A 19998-nucleotide genomic window follows, 5' to 3' on the forward strand; every position below is an offset into this window, starting at 1 on the left:
TTGGACCGTCGAGTTTTCACTCGGGAAACACATAGATCTGGCTCTCGGTCAGGGCGTCCAGAAAGGCCTTTCGAGCCGTCGTTGGTTTTGTTTTACCTTCGAGCGCGCCAAGCAACACCGCCTGCGCTCGGGCGAAGGCTTTGCCTCGAATGCTGGAGGGCCATTCCTGCAGCATGAACTCAGCCGCTCGCTCCGGATTCGTGATCACGAGCCGCTGGCCGATCTTGTTCGTCTCAACGATCACCGGCTTTCCCCAACCAGACATGTCGAGATCCTCCCGCCTCTCAACGTTGCGGATGGGATGAAGTTCCTCGCAGGGAGTAGCCATGACCCGGCGTGACAAGATCCGCGCCCGCATCATGGAGCGCGTCTCCATCGATCCTGAAACAGGCTGCTGGATATGGACCGGCCCGACTTCGGGATCGAACGGGCGCGGCCATGGCTATCCGCGCATGTCGCTCAACGATCGCACCGTCGCCGTTCACATCGTCATGTGGACGAACGAACACGGCTATATTCCCGGCAACAAGGAGCTTGATCACGCCTGCCGCAATCGTCTGTGTGTGCGGCCGGATGAAGGTCACCTTGAGCTAGTCAGCCACAGCGTCAACATCAAGCGCCAGTGGAAGGCGCGCAAAGAAGCGTCGATGATCGGCCATAACGGCGGGCCACCGCTGGTCTGCGAGGAGGCTTGATGTCGCTGCTGCCTCCCAATCCGCTCCTGCTTGATTTTGTGCGCGCTTTGGCGAAAGCTGATGCGCGCCGCGATCGACTGGCGGCTGCGCAGCAAATGGAGAAGACATGTCATCACAGCGAGCAGCAATCTACGCCCGCTTCTCAACCGACCTTCAAAGCGAAAGATCGGTCGATGACCAAATTGCCATCTGTCGAGAATTCGCAGTCCGAAATGGCTACGTCGTCAGCAAAGCCTACTTCGACAAAGCGCGGTCGGGGGCGTCCATCCTTGGAAGAGATGGACTACTCAGTCTTATGGACGATGCCAGGGCTGGAAACTTCAACGTCATCATCGTCGAAGCGCTAGACCGCCTTTCCCGCGATCAGGAAGATCTGCCGCATCTTTATAAGCGTCTTACGCACCATGGCGTAGAGATAATTGCCGTGCACGACGGCAGGGCCGATCCGATACAGGTTGGGATCCGTGGTCTGGTTTCAACCCTATTTCTCGCTGATCTCAAGAATAAGATACGTCGCGGCATGACGGGCGTCGTGCGCGATGGCCGTCATGCTGGAGGTCGCGCCTATGGCTACCGGCCAACGCCCGGGCAACCTGGCGTGCTGCAGATTTACGAACCAGAGGCGGCCGTCGTTCGTCGCATCTTCGCTGAGATCTTGGCCGGCAGGCTCCCACGCGAGATCGCCAATGGCTTGAACCGGGACGGCATACAGCCGCCGCGAGGCGTGTCATGGAACGCCAGCACGATCAACGGTTCTGCCCAGCGCGGTAATGGCATCATCCGCAATCCGCTCTATGCAGGGAAGATTGTCTGGAACCGCGTCCGAATGGTGCGCGATCCTGAAACCGGGAAACGCATCAGCCGGATCAATGGCGCGGATGAACATCGCGAAGCGGATGCGCCTCACCTTGCTCTGATCGAAAGCCATGTGTTTGAGGCGGCTATAGAAATTGTCGAGGGCCGCGCGCGCAGGGCGAAAGGCGGTGAATATGTTCGGCGGCCTAAACGGCTACTGTCCGGCTTGCTTCGATGCAGTTATTGCGGCGGCGGCATGTCGATGCATGATCGACAGGGCGATGCAATTCGCATTCGATGCTCAAGGTCGATTGAGAGCGGCACATGCGAGAACAAGCGGCGCTATCGCCTGGACAAGATCGAAGCCGCCGTCGTCGCCGGACTGCGCACACAGATGCTTCATCCGGACCTGCTGACGGAATACGTCAGGGTATATCGAGAGGAAAGGCGCGACGAAGCAGCGAAAGCCGCGCGCGAGCGCTCGTCGCTAGAAAGACGGCTCTCCGATGTCAGCAGCCAAATGGATCGCCTGCTCCAGGCAATGGCTCGCGGTATCCTGCCGATTGAGGCAGTGGAAGCGCAATTCAAGCCTCTTGAGGCAGAGAAGGCGCAACTGGCCGCCGAGCTTGCAGTCGTTCCGCAATCGACAGCGGTCGAGCTGCACCCGCATGCGGTGACGCAGTATCGTAAGGCGGTCGAAGATCTTTCGGGCCGGCTTAGTGATCTGGATCAGCACGCCGATGCAGAAGCTCTCGCTTCCTTCCGTGCCCTCGTCGACCGTGTTGTTATCCACGACACGCCGACAGGTGGCGTAGAGGCCGAAGTAATCAGCCGCCTCTCGGCACTGATTGGCAATCACGCTGATATGTTGGGGGGACGAGTGGTAGCGGAGGAGGGATTTGAACCCCCGACACAAGGATTATGATTCCTCTGCTCTGACCTACTGAGCTACTCCGCCACGCCACATTTGATGTTGAACATCAAATGCAAAGGTCAAACGAACCGCCGCTCGAAAGCGCTAGCTCGTCGGTTGAGCGGCTTATAAGGTGCGGTTCGGCATGGTGTCAAGCGGATGATTTGGAAAAATCAGTGCTTTCTCTTGATGCCGACGCCGCCTGCTCTCAGGCGGCGACAGGACCTGTCAGCAGCGCCTTCAACGACGCCTCCGCAATGGGCTCGCGTTCCGAACGCTCGATGAAGCCGCCGCCATAGACGCGGGCGTCATCACCGGGTGCCGAATAGAGCGCGCAGGCCTGGCCGGGAGCCACGCCTGCCTCACCGACGGTGAGGTCGACATAGATGCCGCTGGCATCGGCATGCAGTACAGCCGGCGACGGCGCGCGGGTGGAGCGGACCTTGGCGAAACAGGCAAAGCCCGCGCCGAAAGCGGCCTGCGCCAGCGGTTCGTCGCCAAGCCAGTTGACATCACGCAGATAGACGCGGTGCGTTTCCAGCGCTTCCTTCGGGCCGACGATGACGCGGCGCGAGCGGGCGTCGAGATAGACGACGTAAAGCGGCTCGCCTGTGGCAACACCGATACCCCGGCGCTGGCCGATCGTGTAATGCAGGATGCCCTCGTGCTGGCCGAGCACGCGGCCGTCGAGGTGCACGATCTCGCCGGCAAGTGCCGCATTCGGCTTCAGCTTGGCGATGACATCGGAATATTTGCCCTGCGGCACGAAACAGATGTCCTGGCTGTCGGCTTTCTTGGCGACGACGAGGCCCATCTCTTCGGCAAGCGCGCGCGTCTCGGCCTTGGGCATGCCGCCGAGCGGAAAGCGCAGATAATCAATCTGCTCCTGCGTTGTCGCAAAGAGAAAATAGCTCTGGTCGCGATCGGCATCGGCCGGGCGATAGAGGGCGCGGCGATTTGGGTGCTCCACAGATGGATTCGGGCGCGAGCGGATATAATGGCCGGTCGCCAGCGCATCGGCGCCGAGTTCCTTGGCGGTCAGCAGAAGATCGGCGAACTTGACCGTCTGGTTGCAGGCAACACAGGGGATCGGCGTTTCGCCAGCGACATAACTCTCGGCGAAGGGATTGATCACCGTCTCGCGGAAGCGCTTTTCATAGTCGAGTACATAGTGCGGGATGCCGAGCGTTTCGCAGACACGGCGTGCATCGTCGATATCCTGACCGGCGCAGCAGGAGCCGGCGCGATGCACGGCCGCGCCATGGTCGTAGAGCTGCAGCGTGATGCCGAGCACATCATAGCCCTGCCGCTTCAAAATGCCGGCGACGACGGAGCTGTCGACACCGCCCGACATGGCGACGACGACGCGAGTATCTTCCGGCCTCTTGTCAAAATCCAGTGTATTCACGGTCGTTGCCGCCAGTCTTGAACGATCTTCGATGCTGCCGAGCGGGAGACGCTTCTCCGAAACGTTGTCACCCTCTCACGATTTCATTGCGCATGATCTGATCCAAAAACCGCTGCACACTTTTCAGGATCATGCTTGCTGCCGCCGGATGCCATGCAAAAGCGGCAAATTTTCATTACACAGGGCCTTTAGCCGCTCTTTGCAGCCAGCCTCAATTGTGGACGGATATAGAAAGGATTGCCAACCCATGCAAGGGGTGGGCGAAATCGCGAATCATCCCTTTGCCTTCAAATGCCGGATCAGATTGCGGCTACGTCTCAATACCGTGACCGCCGAGCCGATGGCGACGATCCAGAGCGCGATCGTCAAAATCCAGCTGCCGCCGCTCCATAACGCCTCGATAATCGAAAGCAAAGCCGCAGCGGTGGCGACCGCCATGCGATGCTGCTTGGCCATAGGACCGCCGAAATCGCTGGGATTGCCTGTGGCACGGCCAAGCTCGCGGACATAGGCGGTCAGTACAGCAAAGGCGGCGGCGGCCCAACCGAGGCCCGGCATCGCAATGCCATAGCCGATACCCGCAAAGATGAGGATATCAGCAATGCGATCCGGAAATTCGTTCCAGAACGGTCCATCGGCCTCACCTTTCCCGCCCTCGACCGCCACCATACCGTCAAGCAGATTGCAGAGCAGACGCAGCTGGCAGAACAAGGCGGCGAGGATCAGCAAGATCACTCGCGCCCCCTCACCGCCAGCGACGCCGGAGAACCAGAATGATGCTCCCGCCAAAGCTGCCATGAGCATACTCGCGTGAGATATCTGATTTGGCGTCACCGAAAGCCCGGTCATGCGCCGCGCCAGTGCCTGTGCCCACCGCGTGTTGCGGCTCGCCAGCGGCCGCCTGTCGCCTGTTCCCTCGCCGGTCATACGCCCTCACCCCTCATGACTTCGCGGCCTTCCGCCCGATATCGAATAATTGTAGATCGCCGCATAGCTGGAAGAGACCAGCAGCGGTACAGCAATGGTCTTCAGGATCTCCGGCGTGCCGCTCAGCGCATGGATGACGATCAGGATCATTGCCGAGCCGAGGCAGGCGATCAGCGGCGGCGCCCAAAGGCGCGTAGAGCCGCCGAACCGCCGCGACAAAGCTTCGACCACGGATTTCAGGAACAGCGTCAGGCAGCCCGAAAGCACACCTTGCACGAAGCCCGCGATCAGTGGCCTCGGCATCGGGTGCATACGGTTGGCGAAGAAAGCCCAGCCGCCCATGGCGAGGAAGGCGAAAAGCACATGCACGATGCTGCTGCCGGCAAGCGCTTTCAGCTTTCCTGTCATGACAGCGACCACCAGTAGCGCACGAGATGGAAGAAGATCGGCGCGGAAAAGACGACCGAGTCCAGACGGTCGATCAGCCCGCCATGCCCCTCGATCAGGTGACCCCAATCCTTGACGCCACGATCCCGCTTGATCGCCGACATCACGAGCCCGCCGAAGAAACCCATGAGCGTGATGACGAAGGCGAGAAGTCCTGCCTGCAGCGGCGTGAACGGCGTCACCCACCAGAGCGCCGCCCCGATCAGCGAAGCGCTGATGACGCCGCCGACGAAACCCTCCACCGTCTTCGATGGCGACAGGCGCGGCGCGATCTTCGTTTTCCCGAACAACTTGCCCCAGACATATTGCAGGACGTCGCTGAGCTGCACGACGATCACCAGAAAAGCGATCAGCAGCACATTGCGGCCTTCATAGCCCGGAATGTGCAGCGTCAGCAGCGCCGGCACATGCGAGGCGCAGAAGACGCAGATCATCAGCGCCCATTGCACCTCGGCGATCCGCACCAGAAACCGCTCCGTGTCGCCGCGCAGCACCGCGATGATCGGCATGAAGAGGAAGGCGTAAACGGGGATAAAGATCGAATAGATGCCATATTGCTCGGCCCAGAGCAGATAATATTGCAGCGGCAAGGCCACAAAGAAGGCCGCGGCAAGTGCCCAGTGATCCGCCCGCTTCGTGTTGATCAGCGTCATGAATTCGCGCAGCGCCGCAAAGGAGCAGAAGGCGAAGAGCAGGATGACGCCGGCGCGCCCTGCAATGAAGGCGATGCCGATCAGCACTACCATCACCCACCAGGCCTTGATGCGCGCATTCAGATTTTCGATCGCAGCATTCGATCCGTCAGGCGACAGCCGCCGCTCCAGCACGTAGCCGATGACGGAGGCGACAATCAGAACGCCGAAAATGCCAAGAACGAGGTGGATCAGATCCGCACTTGCCGCGCCCATGCTCAGTCTCCCGCCCGCTTGGGCGCCAGCGCCAGCAGCGCCGCTTCGGCTCGCGCCAGAAACTCCGCCTTCTCTTCGGTCTCGCCGATATGCAGCGCCTCGCCGAAGGTGACCGTGCAGATCAGCGGAATGGGTACGAACTCGCCCTTGGGCATGACGCGATTGAGATTGTCGATCCAGACGGGCACGAGATCGATATCAGGGCGAGCCTGCGCAAGATGGAAAAGCCCGCTCTTGAAGGGTTGCAACGGCTGCTCGGTGAGATTGCGGGTGCCCTCTGGAAACAGGATGAGCGAGGAGCCGGCATCGAGCGCCTGCGTCATCTGCGTGACCGGATCTTCCTTGCGCGCTTCACGATCCCGTTCGATCAGCACGGCGTTGAAGACGTCCCGGCCGATGAAGCTGTTCAGCGGCGATTTCAGCCAATAATCGGCGCCCGCCACCGGGCGTACGCGGCGGCGCAATCGTGGCGGCAGGACAGTCCAGATCAGGATGAAATCGCCATGGCTGGAGTGATTGGCGAAATAGACGCAGCGGCGGGTTTGCATGCCACTTTCGGGCCAGATCGCCCGAACGGCGGTAATTGCTCGCGCAAAGAGCACGATCGCCACGGAAACGGGTTTCGCCAGCCATTCGATCGGCGTGCCCATTCCTTCCCCGAGGATGTTCTTCCGCAAAGCCTCCATGACATAGAGATAGGCGCGTTTCATCGCCCCCGATAGCCTGTGCACCGGGCTTATCCACAACCCTCACAACCATGAAGAAAGCCCGGCGCAACTTATGTCGCGTCGGGCTTTCGGATTGGCTCTTGGGAGGAGCGAATTCTATAGCTGCCGCCCTTCTTAAGGGCGGGCAGGCTCAATCGACGTTGAATACCAGCGGCTTTGCCTGACGGATCGCCTGATGCGCCGTCAGCTTGCCGAGCACCTCATCACTGATCGGACCGTCGACATAGAGAAGCGCGATGGCATCGCCACCCTGCTTGTCGCGGCCGAGCTGGAAGTTGGCGATGTTGACGCCGGCGGAACCGAGCGTCGTGCCGATGAAGCCGATCATGCCGGGAACGTCGGTATTGGCGAGGTAGACCATGTGGTTGCCGACATCGGCGTCAAGGTTGATGCCCTTGATCTGGATGAAGCGCGGCTTGCCGTCCGAGAAGACGGTACCGGCAACGGAGCGGCTCATGCTGTCGGTGGTAACAGTCAGCTTGATGTAGCCGTCATAGACGCCGGTCTTGTCGCGCTTGACTTCGGCAAGAACGATACCCTTTTCCTTGATCATGATCGGCGCCGAAACCATGTTGACGTCGGCAACCTGATTGCGGATCAGGCCGGCAAGCAACGCGCTCGTCAGCGCCTTGGTGTTCATGTTGGCGGTGACGCCGTCATAGAGGATCTCGATTTCCTTGATCGGATCGTCCGTGACCTGGCCGACGAAGGCGCCGAGAACGTCGGCGAGCTTGATGAACGGCTTCAGGATCGGGGCTTCTTCAGCGGTAATCGAGGGCATGTTGATGGCGTTCGAGACCGCGCCCTTGACGAGGTAATCCGCCATCTGCTCGGCGACCTGCAGGGCGACGTTTTCCTGAGCTTCGGTCGTCGAGGCGCCGAGATGCGGCGTGCAGACGACGTTCGGCAGGCCGAAGAGCGGGCTTTCCTTGGCCGGCTCGACTTCGAAGACGTCGAAGGCGGCGCCGGCGACATGGCCTGATTTGATGGCGGCAGCAAGGGCTGCCTCGTCAACCAGGCCGCCGCGGGCGCAGTTGATGATGCGCACGCCTTGCTTCATCTTGGCGATCGCAGAGGCGTCGATGATGTTGCGGGTCTTGTCGGTCAGCGGCACGTGCAGCGTGATGAAGTCGGCACCGGCGAAGAGCTCGTCGAGCTCGACCTTGGTCACGCCCATTTCCTCGGCGCGCTCCTTGGACAGGAACGGGTCATAGGCCAGAACATGCATCTTCAGGCCGAGGGCGCGGGCAATGACGATGGAGCCGATGTTGCCGGCACCGATGATGCCGAGCGTCTTGCCGGTGATTTCGACACCCATGAACTTCGACTTTTCCCACTTGCCGGCCTGCGTCGAGGCATCGGCGGCCGGAAGCTGGCGGGCAACGGCAAACATCAGTGCGATGGCGTGTTCGGCCGTCGTAATCGAATTGCCGAACGGCGTGTTCATGACGATGATACCGCGGCGCGAGGCGGCGGGGATATCGACATTGTCGACCCCGATACCTGCGCGGCCGACAACCTTGAGGTTCTTGGCCGCTTCGATGATCTTCTCCGTCACCTTGGTGGCGGAACGGATGGCAAGACCATCGTAATTGCCGATGATTTCGAACAGCCTGTCCTTGTCCTTGCCAAGCTGCGGCTGGAAATCGACTTCGACGCCGCGGTCACGGAATATCTGGACGGCGGTTTCCGACAATTCGTCGGATACGAGAACGCGAGGTGCCATGGAGGCCTCCTGAAAAAGATCAGCTAAGACGCGCAATCCGGGAAAGGTATGAAAACGGCTTTCCGTAGGGAATTGCATGAAAACAACGAGAATTTCGGGATTCGGGGCTCCGCCTGTCCTGGCGGAGCCATAAACGCTTCAAGCCTCAGGCAGCAGCCTGGGAGAGCGTCGCCTTCTGCGTTTCGAAAGCCCAGGCGAGCCAGGGCATCAGCTTCTGCATGTCGGAAGCTTCGATCGTGGCACCTGCCCAGATGCGCAGGCCCGACGGCGCGTCGCGGTAATGGCCGACGTCATAGGCGACGCCTTCCTTCTCAAGGAGCGCAACCAGGCCCTTGGCGAAATTCGCCTGGCCATCGGCATCAAGCGCGACGACATCCTTGTCGACGATCTTCAAGCATACGGAGGTGTTGGACGCCGTCTCCGCCTTGACGGCGAGATTGGCGATCCAGTCTTTGGCGGCGACGAAGTCATGAATGACCTTGGCATTGGCATCAGCACGGCCGATCAGCGCCTTCAGGCCACCGAGATCCTTCGCCCAGAGGAGCGCGTCGATATAGTCTTCGACGCAGAGCATCGAAGGCGTATTGATCGTCTCACCGGTAAAGATGCCTTCGATCAACTTGCCGCCACTGGTCATGCGGAAGATCTTCGGCAGCGGCCAGGCCGGCACATAGGTTGTCAGGCGTTCGACGGCGCGCGGCGACAGGATGATAACACCATGGGCGCCCTCGCCGCCGAGAACCTTCTGCCAGGAGAAGGTGACGACATCGAGCTTGGCAAAATCGAGGTTCTGAGCGAATGCGGCCGAAGTAGCGTCGCAGATCGTCAACCCCTTGCGGTCGTCCGGAATGAAATCGCCGTTCGGAACGCGCACGCCGGAGGTAGTGCCGTTCCAGGTGAAGACCACGTCGCGGTCGAAATCGACAGCGGAAAGATCGGGCAGCTCGCCGTAGCCGGCTTCAAGCTTGCGGACGTCCTTGAGCTTCAGTTGCTTCACGACGTCGGTAACCCAGCCCGCGCCGAAGCTTTCCCAGGCGAGCATGTCGACGCCGCGCTCGCCGAGCAGCGACCAGAGCGCCATTTCGACGGCACCGGTGTCGGAAGCCGGAACGATGCCAATGCGATAATCGGCCGGCACTTCTAGAATTTCGCGGGTAAGATCAATGGCCTGCTTCAGCTTCGCCTTGCCAACTTTCGCGCGGTGCGAACGGCCAAGAGCCGCGTCGGAAAGAGCGTTAAGCGTCCAACCGGGGCGCTTCGAGCATGGACCAGAAGAGAAATGGGTATTATTCGGACGGATGTCCGGCTTGGCGAGCTTAGTCATGATGCTATCCTCTCAGATAGAAAGCTCCTCGTTGGGGAGGAGTGTCCCGCCGCCGGATATATTGGAAGCAGCCCGTTAGCGCAACAATAAAAATTGCGCATGGCGCTCCCTCACGATTTCGTGCGAGATTTTGATGCCAGGCAAGTCACGCGCAATGGAAATAAGCCAAATTTAACGCCACAAAAGCTGGTTTCTATGCTGATGCACAATCATATATGGCTAGGCGCTCGCCGTTTTGCGCCGATGGAAATTATCAAGTGTGCTCGATGTCCCTAACTGCGCTCGCCGAAACTTCTTTTACACCGTCACAAACCATGCCGGTCTATCTTATCAATATCGACCGGGCAGCCGAACGACTGACGGAGATTCAGCGGCAGAGCGATGAGTTCGGTTTTCGATTCGAGCGTATTCACGGCGTCGACGGTGCCCTCATCCCGCGTGACGAATGGATCGATGTAGATCACGATCGCTTCCAGCGCCGGCATGGCCGCACCATCCTACCCGGTGAGTATGGCTGCTACCGGAGTCACCTGCTGGCGCTGCAACAGTTTTTGGCGAGCGACGACCAAATGGCCGTGGTCATCGAAGATGATGTTGCGCTGGATATCGATTTCCTCGCACGCGCCGTGGCCGCGAAGAATGCTGCGCCCAATGCCGACCTGATCAAGCTCGTCAATCACCGCTGGAACGGCTTTCGTGCCATGGGCCGGAGCAGCAAGGGAGATATCGTCGGACGCTGCCTCTTTGGTCCACAAGGCTCGACGGCCTGCTATCTCGTCACGCGCAAAGGCGCCGAAAAGATCGTGAAATCGCTGGCCATCATGTCGCTGCCCTGGGATGTGGCCGTGGAGCGTGGCTGGGACATGAATGTATCTATCGTGAGTACGCGCGCGAATATTGCCGGTTTTAGCCGGCTGCAGCGAACGACGATGATCGGCTGGCGTCGCGACTACCGCGCGGCCAAGGCACCGGCTTGGCGGCGCATACCCGCACACATCTTCCGAACCGTGGATTTCTTTCGGCGTATCGCCTACGTACTGACGACGCCGTAAGCCTCGGGTTTTACCAAGTAGTGATCCGCAAGCCCACGCGAATCTCATGGCGCGACAACGCGCCGTCCCGGCCTGCCGTGCCGCCGGCGCCTGCAGCCGAATCTGCGGCGGAATAGCCGAACATGTCACCACCCGCGATATGGGAGAAGCGGTAGCCAAGATCGACCTTGATATTCGGCGCAACCTCATAAGCCACACCCGCCATCAAAGCGTAGGTCAGGCGCCAGTCACTGTCACCAGGATAGCGTGCGCTGACTGGGGCAGCGCCGCCGCAGCCCGACGTGCCATTGACACAGGAGCCGATGGCGTCGACGTTGCTCCAGGAAACCCGCGTGGCGCCGAGGCCGGCACCGACATAGGGCGTGAAGCCGGCGAGCGTCCCGAGATCGACATAGCCATTGACCATCAGGCTGCCGGCCCTGAAGGAAGAACGAGCTCTCGTGGAGCATCCCGTGCCGCCAGCCCCGCCGGAACAAGGCGAATCGCTCGAAATGCGGCCATTGAAATCACCGCTGAAGAAATCGCCCGTCACATCCGCGCGGAACAGATCGTTGAACTGATAGCCGACACCGAGACCGCCGGAAAAATCCCCGCCGAACCGGGTCGAATCAAAGCTGCTCGAACTGTAGTCGCCACCCGCAGGATCATAGGCGCGAAATTTCGTGTCGGTGCGGCTGGCATTGACGGCATAGCCGACATCGCCGCGCACATACCATCCCTTGGCATCCTTGACGCTCACCTCCGACATCTTGATTTCCGGCGGTGTCGCATCGGCCGCAAACGCAACACCAGCCGATGCGCCTGCCATCGCCGCGGCCAGCGCCAAAGCGTCAAAACGGATCATTACCCCTCGCCTTCCATCCTCGGGCTCGCGCCCGAATGTCGAACCGGCTAGCTCCCCTTGATATCTCATATGTCTGGGTCTGAGCGGGAAGGCTGCCATTCTCATTTCATTAACCATAAGGAATTCATGGTTAATGAAGCTTTAAGGCGACGGAGAATTGCTTAACGGGATAGAGGAAAAACAAAAGCCGCCCGGCGAGAAACCGGACGGCTTTTCAATAACTTGAATGGATATTGCTTACTTGTAAACCGGTGCCTGGACCGGGATATCAGCCGGCGGCATGTAGCTTGCCGTCTGGCAGCCTCCGAACGTATAGCGGGCACCGATGCGGGCTTCGTGCAGGTTCAGGCCCTTGTCGTAACCGGGACCGCCATTCTCGTTGTAACCGAACATGTCGCCGCCCTGAACGTGGCGATAACGATAACCGACATCCGCCTTGAGGTTGCAGGTCAGATCGATGGAGGTACCGGCCATCAGCGCATAGGTAAAGCGCCAGCTGCCGCGGCCGTTATGCGAGACCGTTCCGTCGCAGGAATCCGGGTTGGCGTCGGAGCAGGACGTGTTCTTCAGATTGCTCCACTTGACGTAAGTGCCGCCGAGACCGCCGCCGACATAGGGAGTGAAGATGCCGTAGGTGCCGAGATCGACATAAGCGTTGGCAAGCAAGCTATAGGCCGTCAGGGAGGCAAGATCGCGCGAGGTTGCCGCAGTCGGAGTAAAGCCCGGGCCGCAGGCGCCGCAATCGCCCTTCGTGGAGCCCTTGAAATCGGACTTGAAGAGATAGTCGAGCGTCAAGTCCGTGCGAAGGTAGTTGTTGATCTGGTAACCGACACCGCCACCGAGCGTGACATTGCCATCCAGCTTGGCGCGATCGAAATCGACTAGGCTGGCATTGGAGCCCTGGAAGTAGTTCGCGCCGCGCAGGTTCGTGAAGGCATAGCCGACATCGCCGCGCAGATACCAGCCGCTGGATTGAGCGACCGTCACTTCCGGCGCCGGCTGTACCGGTTCGGGCGTATAAAGATCAGCAGAAAAGGCCGACGTGCCGACAAGCAAAGTGGCAAGTGCCCCAATCAGGGTTTTCATCATGGCTTTGGCTCCAAATTTCTTGCCCTTGGCACAGCAAAAGCTTGCCAATTGAAATGACATGACGGGAATAATGATGAAAAGGAGTTAAAACCTGATTAACTACGAATATTTACCGTGTTTATTTAGGAATTATACTTTGTTTCATATATTAGAGAAAATTGATACTTGAATGAAGAGAACGAGATAAGAAGCGGCGCCCACCTCCTTTTTTAACTCAGGCACCGGATCTGCGGATGAACCCAGAGGCGGCAGTTCCTAAACCGTTTGGCAAGAATCGAACCATTACAGTGTTGTCGCCGGAGAGATAACTCAGGAGGGAGTCATTGACTTACCATCGCATAATATCGGCCGGCCTGGGCCTTGCTCTGATCTTTCTGAGCTCCGTGGCCCTGGCAGGCGCGATGCCGGTAAAGCCGGTAGCCGCCACAGCCACCGCATGGAACAAGGGGCGTGAAACCGGCTTGCCAATCCCACGCTATGTTTCCCTCCGCGCCCAAAAGGCGCGCATGCGCGTCGGCCCGTCGACGATCTATGCCACGAAATGGATCTATATGAAGCCGGGTCTTCCCCTGGAGATCATCGACGAATACGGCCATTGGCGGCAGGTTCGTGACGATACGGGCGTTACCGGCTGGATGCACAGCGCCCTGCTTTCGGGAGCGCGTACGGCCCTGATCGCTCCCTGGCTGGCGAAGAATGCCACATTGCGCGCCGATTCGAATCCCGCCGCCACGACGATCGCTGAGCTGCAGCCCCGCGTGCTGGTTTCACTGCAATCCTGCACCGGAACGTGGTGCCGCATCTCCGTCCGCGACCACTCCATCAGGGGTTATATCCGGCAGGACAAGCTCTGGGGCGCTTATCCCGGAGAAATGTTCCGGTAGAACTGCCGTCATTCCGAAACCGAAAACATAATGGCCGCCCGATAGGACGGCCATGCTATTTTATCCGCAATTACGTCTTTTGCCTGCTCAGGCAGCCGAGCGCACGCTCGAGATCACGTCGATCAATCCGCCGACGATGCGCTCGATCTGGCCGCGATCGTCCCCCTCCGCCATGACGCGGATCAAAGGTTCCGTGCCGGAGGGGCGGATCACCAGCCGGCCGTTGCGGGACAGCTCGCTTTCTGCATCGGCGATCGCCTGGCGCACATGAATATCCTCCAGCGGCTTGCCGCCGGAAATACGGACATTGCGCAGCAGCTGCGGCACCGGCTCGAAACGGCGACAGACTTCGCTGACCGGCTTGCCCGTGCGCTTCACTGCGGCAAGGATCTGCAGTGCAGCCACCAGACCGTCGCCCGTGGTGCCGTAGTCGGAAAGCACGATATGGCCCGACTGTTCGCCGCCGACATTGTAATCGTGCTGGCGCATATGCTCGACGACATAGCGGTCGCCGACAGCCGTGCGCGCAAGCGACATGCCGCGATCATCAAGGAACCGTTCCAGTCCGAGATTGGACATGACGGTTGCGACAATGCCATTGCCGCGCAACGTCTGACTCTCGGCCCAGCTTTCAGCAATGACGGCCATCAGCTGGTCGCCATCGATGATCGTGCCGGTTTCATCGACAATGATGACGCGATCGGCATCGCCATCCAGCGCAATGCCGATATCGGCACGCACTTCGTCCACCTTCTTCTGCAGGGCGACCGGGCTGGTGGAGCCGCAATTCAGATTGATATTCGTGCCATTCGGCTCATTGCCGATGGTCACGACATCGGCGCCAAGCTCCCAAAGGGCGGCCGGGGCAACCTTGTATGCGGCACCATTGGCGCAATCGATTGCGATCCGCAGCCCCTGCAGCGTCACATCGCGCGGCAGCGTACGCTTGGCATGCTCGATGTAGCGATCGTGGACACCGTCGATACGCTTGGCGCGGCCAATATTCTCCGATTTGGCCAGATGCTCCGACATGTCCTTGTCGAGCATGTCCTCGATCTTCATTTCGAGATCGTCGGAGAGCTTATAGCCATCAGGGCCGAAAAGCTTGATGCCATTATCCTGATAGGGATTGTGCGAAGCCGAGATCATGACGCCGATATCGGCGCGCAGCGAGCGCGTCAACATCGCGACTGCCGGCGTCGGGATAGGTCCGAGAACGAAGGCATCGACGCCGGCTGCGGTAAAGCCTGCCACTATGGCATTTTCCAGCATATAGCCGGAAAGGCGCGTATCCTTGCCGATGACGACCCGATGGCGATGGCTGCCTCGATGGAAGATCGTGCCGGCAGCGATACCCACGCGCATGGCAAGATCTGGCGTCATCGGATAGATGTTGGATTGACCGCGAATTCCGTCAGTTCCGAAATAACGGCGTTTCATATGCACTCCTGTCGTTGCCGCGTCCTCGCGAGGAATACGGCGGCATCGATATCGCCGCTTGGAAACCCGCGGCACTGCAAACATCGATGCTTCTGGCTCATGCCATAGATTGTAAAATTCGGCACTTAAATTACCGAGAACGCCTATTACACCGCGTTACCATTAATAAGCACTAAAAAACTGCATCGGATCGTGACGGACATAGTCCGATCCACAGCCTGCCGCGTCTCCGTTACTTCAGACTGATACGGCACTATGCAAAGGGTCAGCAGCTCGGCCCATCGCCTCTCCCTCGACCTTTCAGCAAAAAGGCCAGCCGCATTTTCATGGGCTGGCCTTTCAATTTCGAGGTTTGAACCTCTCACGCCTTAACGCGGCTGCGGTTCGAAACCGCCTTCAGGCTCGTCACCCTTGGCACCGAGCGAGCCGTCCTTTTTCGCGCCGGTCTTCGGCACGGCCGAGCCACGGCTCGGCGGCGTATCGTCACCGAGATCGCGCGCCGGCTTTTCGCCGCGAAGCAGAGCTTTGATTTCGTCGCCACTCAGCGTCTCATATTCGAGCAAGCCCTCGGCGATCGCCACGAAGCCATCGTGATGCTCCGTCAGGATATCCTTGGCCTGCTGATAAGCCTGATCGATCAGGCGGCGGACCTCATTATCGATCGTCTGCGCGGTCGCCTCGGACACGTTCTTCGACTGCGAAACCGAGTGGCCGAGGAATACTTCCTGCTGGTTCTCGCCATAGGCAACCTGACCGAGCTGATCGGAGAAACCCCATTGTGTGACCATTGCACGGGCAAGCTTGGTCGCCTGCTCGATATCCGAGGATGCACCAGAGGTGATGTTTTCCTTGCCGAAAGTCAGTTCTTCAGCAACGCGGCCACCCATCATGATGCAGAGCCGCGACACCATCCACGTATAGCTCATGGAGTAGCGGTCGCCTTCCGGCAACTGCATGACCATGCCGAGCGCACGGCCGCGTGGGATGATCGTCGCCTTGTGCAACGGATCGGCGACGGCAACCTTGAGTGCCGTGATGGCGTGACCGGCTTCGTGATAGGCGGTGAGCTTCTTTTCCGCCTCGGTCATGGCCGAAGAGCGGCGCTCGGCGCCCATCATGATCTTGTCCTTGGCGTCTTCGAATTCCTGCATGGTGACCAGGCGCTTGTTGCGGCGGGCGGCCATGAGGGCAGCTTCGTTGACGAGGTTCATGAGATCGGCACCGGAGAAGCCGGGCGTGCCGCGAGCGAGCGTCTTCAGATCGACGTTCGGCGCCAGCGGCACGTTGCGGGCATGAACCTTGAGGATGCGTTCACGTCCGACGATATCCGGGTTCGGCACCACGACCTGACGATCGAAGCGGCCCGGACGCAGCAGCGCAGGATCGAGAACGTCGGGACGGTTGGTCGCGGCGATCAGGATGATGCCTTCATTGGCCTCGAAGCCGTCCATCTCGACCAGCAGCTGGTTGAGCGTCTGCTCCCGCTCGTCGTTACCGCCGCCAAGACCGGCGCCACGATGGCGGCCGACGGCGTCGATTTCGTCGATGAAGATAATGCAAGGTGCATTCTTCTTGGCCTGCTCGAACATGTCGCGGACACGGCTTGCGCCGACGCCGACGAACATTTCGACGAAGTCGGAACCGGAGATGGTGAAGAACGGCACATTGGCTTCGCCGGCAATGGCGCGCGCCAGAAGCGTCTTACCGGTACCGGGAGGGCCGACAAGCAGAACGCCACGCGGGATACGGCCGCCGAGACGCTGGAATTTCTGCGGATCGCGCAGGAATTCAACGATTTCTTCCAGATCCTGCTTGGCTTCATCGACACCAGCGACGTCATCGAAAGTGACGCGACCATGCGCCTCCGTCAAAAGCTTTGCCTTCGATTTGCCGAAGCCCATGGCACCGCGCGAGCCGCCCTGCATCTGACGCATGAAGAACAGCCAAACGCCGAGGATCAGGAGCATCGGCAACAGCGTGCCGAGATAGCTCAGGAAGCTCGAGGAGCCATCCGATTCCGGACGGCCGACGATGTTGACGTTCTTGCTTTGCAGGCGCTCAAGCAGGCTGTCATCCACGACCGGAGCATAGGTCTGGAAGGGCGTGCCGTTTTCGACATAGCTGCCGACGACGCGGTTGCCGGTGACGGTAACGTCACGAACGCGGCCGGAATCAACTTCCCGAAGGAACTGCGAATACGGTATTTCCCTGGAGCCTGTTTGTGCCGGCGCGTTCTGAAACATGCTGAACAGGGCAATCAACAGCAAGGCTATGATTGCCCACAGAGCGAAATTACGAAAATTAGGGTTCATCGAACTCCCCAGCACTGAAACTCCCGCCGTCAAGCGGCGGTATTACTTGATCCCTAACATAGGGTTGCGCCAAGCCCTTGCCAAGGCAAACCGCATCGCCGCATGTTTTTTCCGTCTATAGGGCCGAAATCGGCAGCCGCCTATAGGCTTCACGCCCGAAAGCGACCGAGAGGCTATTGGCAAATGTGAGATCAAATCGTGTCAAAAAGCGGTCGAAGGGCGCGAGACGGGGTAGAAGCGCGACGCTCGCCGCCTTGTCCCCTCCTTCCGGCACGATCGACGGCATCGCCGCCTGAGCGCCTTTCACCACGCCTCCCGGCAGATTTGCCGGAAAAATCGTCGCATTTCCCGCCCCCGGAGCGCTGACGCGGACTGCCGTCTGGCCGAAATTCTCGATTTCAAAGCGGCCATCCCAGTTGACTTTTTCACCAGGCAGGACCGAAACCGGAGCGATATTGCGGCTCTCCCGCATAAGATAAAGCGCATCGCGCCGCAGATCGAAGATCACGCCTCCCGCCGTACGCCGTCCGAGGTTCGCACCGTTCACAAATTCGAGAACACGCTCCATTTGCGTACGTCCCGGCGGATAGGAACTGCCACCGAAGATGGCGGCAAGATAAGACAGGGTATAGGCAACGACCGCTGCATCAGCGGACAGACCGGGCCGCGCGACGGCGCAGAGCGCACCCGCATGGATTGCGACATGCTCGTCCAGCCACACTGCAGCCCGCTCGGAAAGCGCGGCGCGATCGGCGCCACCATCAGCCGGCATTTCGGCCACCGGCTCCCTTGCAAGCTCCATGCGGGTGCGTACGCGCTCGTACCGCACATCCTCGTTGCTGGGGTCGTCGAGCCAGGATACATCGCGCGTCACGAGATAGGTCCTGATTTCAGCCCGCCGGCAGGAGAGAAACGGCCTGACAATCCAGATACGCCGATCGAACAGAACCGCATCGGCGATGCCCGTGCCATAACCGCCCTGCCCCCGCCGCGCGCCGCGCATGGCAATCGTCTCGCGCTGATCGTCCCACGTATGGGCGGTTACGATCGCATCGGCCGAAATCTCGGAGGCGAGCTCCGCAAGCAGCGCATAACGCGCTTCACGTGCTGCGGCCATGATGCCGGTTCCGGGCTTTTCCCCCTCCCAGCGACGGATAAAATGGGAAATACCGCGCGAGGCGCAGAGGGCCGCGACTTCTCGCGCTTCGTCCGCTGATGCGGCACGCAAGCCATGGTCGATCGTTGCTGCGGTAAGGGTAATATCGTCGTGAGGATGGGATTTCAGCCGCTCGGCAAGGGCAATCAGAAGCCCGGTGGAATCGCTGCCGCCCGAAACGGCGACGAGAATATGAGCAGGCTTCGAGAGAGAATGCAGAAATTCGCTGGTTGCGGCTTCAGGCGTAATGGCTGTGGCATCGCTGGTCACAGCGTCAATGGACATGGCGGTCAGCAGGCAAGCCGCTTCTGTTCGCTGGCAACCTTGCTGGTCACAGCCTTGGAGGCCTTCGGATAACGCTTGGTGACCTCGCGAAGCGTGGCGCAGGCGGTATCCTTGTTGTCGAGAGCGGCCAGGGACATGCCGAGCTTCAGGAGCATTTCGGGCGCCTTTTCCGAAGTGCTATATTTCTGATGAGCATTCAGGAAAGTCTTGGCAGCATCATTGTACTTGCCCTGCGAATAAAGCGCTTCGCCGAGCCAGAAATTCGCATCCGCGGCCCGCGAGCTGCTGGGATAACTGTCGAGATATTGGCGGAATTCCTGTTCGGCGACGCTATAGTCGCCGGACAGGACGTGGCCGTAGGCAGCCTTGTATTGATCGTTCTCGCTGCCGAGCGATGCGGTCTGCGAGCTGGAGCCTGCACTTGGCGGCGCACCCGAACCGTTGTTGGCCCCTGTAATCGAGGAGCCGATCTGGTCACCGCCCTGGTCGAACTGGATAGAGCCAAGCTCGCTTGGCGGCTTGCCAGAGCCGGCGCCGCGTGCACCTGCGGTGCTGCCATTCTGCGAGTTGCTGATAACGCCGGCAATATCGTCCTGATTGCCGCCGCTCTGCGCGGGGACATCGGCCTCGCTCTTCTTCATGGTGCCGCCCGACGCAGGCGCGCTGCCGCCGCGCTTTTCCAGCTGCTGGAAGCGGAATTCGTTGTCCTCCTGTGCCTTGCGGATCTGCTCCTGCATCTGGAGAAGCTGGTAGCTCATCTCCTCGACGCGGCCGTTCAGCTGGCGCATCTGGTCTTCAAGCTGCTGAAGGCGCATTTCGGCATCGCTGTTTTGAACGTTGATGACAGGTGCCTGGCCGTATTGCGCTTGTCTTTGATTTGCGTTGCCGGGAGCTGCCTGCGCGGAGGCATCGCGGCCTCCGAGATGCATTCCAAACAACGACAAGGCAGAAGCATCGCGCTCGCTACCCACGATGGCAGCGAGACAAAGCATGCTCGCCACGACAAGTTTTCTCATATGGATCGTCCTGTCCTATTGATTCTTCGGGCCGGAGGGCTCGAACAGG

18 protein-coding genes, 1 tRNA gene and 1 pseudogene are annotated in these 19998 nt (G+C 59.9%); 4 read left to right on the forward strand and 16 right to left on the reverse strand.

Annotated elements, in window-relative coordinates:
• Positions 1-16: 16 nt before the first annotated feature.
• Positions 17-244 carry a DUF982 domain-containing protein gene (locus FHX05_RS06595; protein WP_183871031.1) on the reverse strand — a complete coding sequence of 76 codons (228 nt, stop codon included), beginning with the start codon at positions 242-244 and terminating at the stop codon, positions 17-19.
• An 82-nt stretch (positions 245-326) separates the two neighbouring features.
• Here FHX05_RS06595 and FHX05_RS06600 point away from each other — a divergent pair, with 82 nt between their 5' ends.
• Both FHX05_RS06600 and FHX05_RS06605 read left to right on the forward strand, forming a co-directional pair.
• Positions 327-695: an HNH endonuclease signature motif containing protein gene (locus tag FHX05_RS06600; RefSeq protein ID WP_183871032.1), complete on the forward strand. Its 369-nt coding sequence runs from the start codon at positions 327-329 to the stop codon at positions 693-695.
• A 106-nt stretch (positions 696-801) separates the two neighbouring features.
• Positions 802-1866, forward strand: a pseudogene (locus FHX05_RS06605) (recombinase family protein); the annotation flags it as partial.
• A gap of 111 nt (positions 1867-1977) precedes the next feature.
• On the opposite strand, the gene FHX05_RS30830 reads toward FHX05_RS06605, so the two are convergent.
• From FHX05_RS30830 to FHX05_RS06645, 9 genes are all read right to left on the reverse strand, one after another.
• On the reverse strand, positions 1978-2349 hold the full coding sequence (locus FHX05_RS30830) for a hypothetical protein (RefSeq protein WP_348648308.1): 372 nt from the start codon (positions 2347-2349) through the stop codon (positions 1978-1980).
• Between the two features lie 22 nt (positions 2350-2371).
• A tRNA-Met gene (locus tag FHX05_RS06610) sits at positions 2372-2448 on the reverse strand.
• 163 nt (positions 2449-2611) lie between these two features.
• A complete protein-coding gene (gene mnmA, locus FHX05_RS06615; protein WP_183871033.1) occupies positions 2612-3811 on the reverse strand; it encodes a tRNA 2-thiouridine(34) synthase MnmA in 1200 nt (399 codons plus the stop codon).
• Between the two features lie 273 nt (positions 3812-4084).
• On the reverse strand, positions 4085-4738 hold the full coding sequence (locus tag FHX05_RS06620; RefSeq protein ID WP_183871034.1) for a CDP-alcohol phosphatidyltransferase family protein: 654 nt from the start codon (positions 4736-4738) through the stop codon (positions 4085-4087).
• A gap of 6 nt (positions 4739-4744) precedes the next feature.
• Complete coding sequence (locus FHX05_RS06625) at positions 4745-5146, reverse strand: hypothetical protein (RefSeq protein ID WP_183871035.1); 402 nt, start codon at positions 5144-5146, stop codon at positions 4745-4747.
• Positions 5143-6093 carry a phosphatidate cytidylyltransferase gene (locus FHX05_RS06630; RefSeq protein WP_183871036.1) on the reverse strand — a complete coding sequence of 317 codons (951 nt, stop codon included), beginning with the start codon at positions 6091-6093 and terminating at the stop codon, positions 5143-5145. The genes FHX05_RS06625 and FHX05_RS06630 overlap by 4 nt, the downstream gene beginning before the upstream one ends.
• A gap of 2 nt (positions 6094-6095) precedes the next feature.
• The gene (locus tag FHX05_RS06635; protein ID WP_112335291.1) at positions 6096-6743 is read right to left on the reverse strand and encodes a lysophospholipid acyltransferase family protein; all 648 of its coding nucleotides are present in this window, start codon (positions 6741-6743) and stop codon (positions 6096-6098) included.
• 208 nt (positions 6744-6951) lie between these two features.
• A complete protein-coding gene (serA, locus tag FHX05_RS06640; RefSeq protein WP_112604080.1) occupies positions 6952-8547 on the reverse strand; it encodes a phosphoglycerate dehydrogenase in 1596 nt (531 codons plus the stop codon).
• Between the two features lie 145 nt (positions 8548-8692).
• Entirely contained in the window at positions 8693-9871 is a 1179-nt protein-coding gene (locus tag FHX05_RS06645; protein WP_183871037.1) for a phosphoserine transaminase, read from the reverse strand.
• A 266-nt stretch (positions 9872-10137) separates the two neighbouring features.
• Here FHX05_RS06645 and FHX05_RS06650 point away from each other — a divergent pair, with 266 nt between their 5' ends.
• Positions 10138-10923, forward strand: a complete 786-nt coding sequence (locus tag FHX05_RS06650) for a glycosyltransferase family 25 protein (protein WP_183714756.1) — start codon at positions 10138-10140, stop codon at positions 10921-10923.
• Between the two features lie 10 nt (positions 10924-10933).
• On the opposite strand, the gene FHX05_RS06655 is transcribed toward FHX05_RS06650, so the two are convergent.
• Complete coding sequence (locus FHX05_RS06655; RefSeq protein WP_183714703.1) at positions 10934-11767, reverse strand: outer membrane protein; 834 nt, start codon at positions 11765-11767, stop codon at positions 10934-10936.
• 237 nt (positions 11768-12004) lie between these two features.
• Positions 12005-12856: an outer membrane protein gene (locus FHX05_RS06660; RefSeq protein ID WP_015340974.1), complete on the reverse strand. Its 852-nt coding sequence runs from the start codon at positions 12854-12856 to the stop codon at positions 12005-12007.
• Positions 12857-13179: 323 nt separating this feature from the next.
• Between FHX05_RS06660 and FHX05_RS06665 the strand changes: the two genes are divergently transcribed.
• Positions 13180-13740: an SH3 domain-containing protein gene (locus FHX05_RS06665; RefSeq protein ID WP_183871038.1), complete on the forward strand. Its 561-nt coding sequence runs from the start codon at positions 13180-13182 to the stop codon at positions 13738-13740.
• Between the two features lie 87 nt (positions 13741-13827).
• Here FHX05_RS06665 and glmM read toward each other — a convergent pair whose 3' ends face one another.
• The 4 genes from glmM to ybgF all read right to left on the reverse strand — a co-directional run bounded on the left by glmM (position 13828) and on the right by ybgF (position 19949).
• The gene (gene glmM, locus FHX05_RS06670) at positions 13828-15180 is read right to left on the reverse strand and encodes a phosphoglucosamine mutase (protein ID WP_112335047.1); all 1353 of its coding nucleotides are present in this window, start codon (positions 15178-15180) and stop codon (positions 13828-13830) included.
• A 368-nt stretch (positions 15181-15548) separates the two neighbouring features.
• The gene (gene ftsH / locus FHX05_RS06675; RefSeq protein WP_041677649.1) at positions 15549-17492 is read right to left on the reverse strand and encodes an ATP-dependent zinc metalloprotease FtsH; all 1944 of its coding nucleotides are present in this window, start codon (positions 17490-17492) and stop codon (positions 15549-15551) included.
• A gap of 115 nt (positions 17493-17607) precedes the next feature.
• Positions 17608-18933 (reverse strand): tRNA lysidine(34) synthetase TilS, encoded by a 1326-nt coding sequence (gene tilS, locus FHX05_RS06680; protein WP_183871039.1) that lies wholly within the window; start codon positions 18931-18933, stop codon positions 17608-17610.
• 5 nt (positions 18934-18938) lie between these two features.
• The gene (gene ybgF / locus FHX05_RS06685; RefSeq protein WP_183871040.1) at positions 18939-19949 is read right to left on the reverse strand and encodes a tol-pal system protein YbgF; all 1011 of its coding nucleotides are present in this window, start codon (positions 19947-19949) and stop codon (positions 18939-18941) included.
• Positions 19950-19998: the final 49 nt, after the last annotated feature.

The organism is Rhizobium sp. BK491 (genome assembly GCF_014194925.1).
Lineage (GTDB): Bacteria > Pseudomonadota > Alphaproteobacteria > Rhizobiales > Rhizobiaceae > Rhizobium.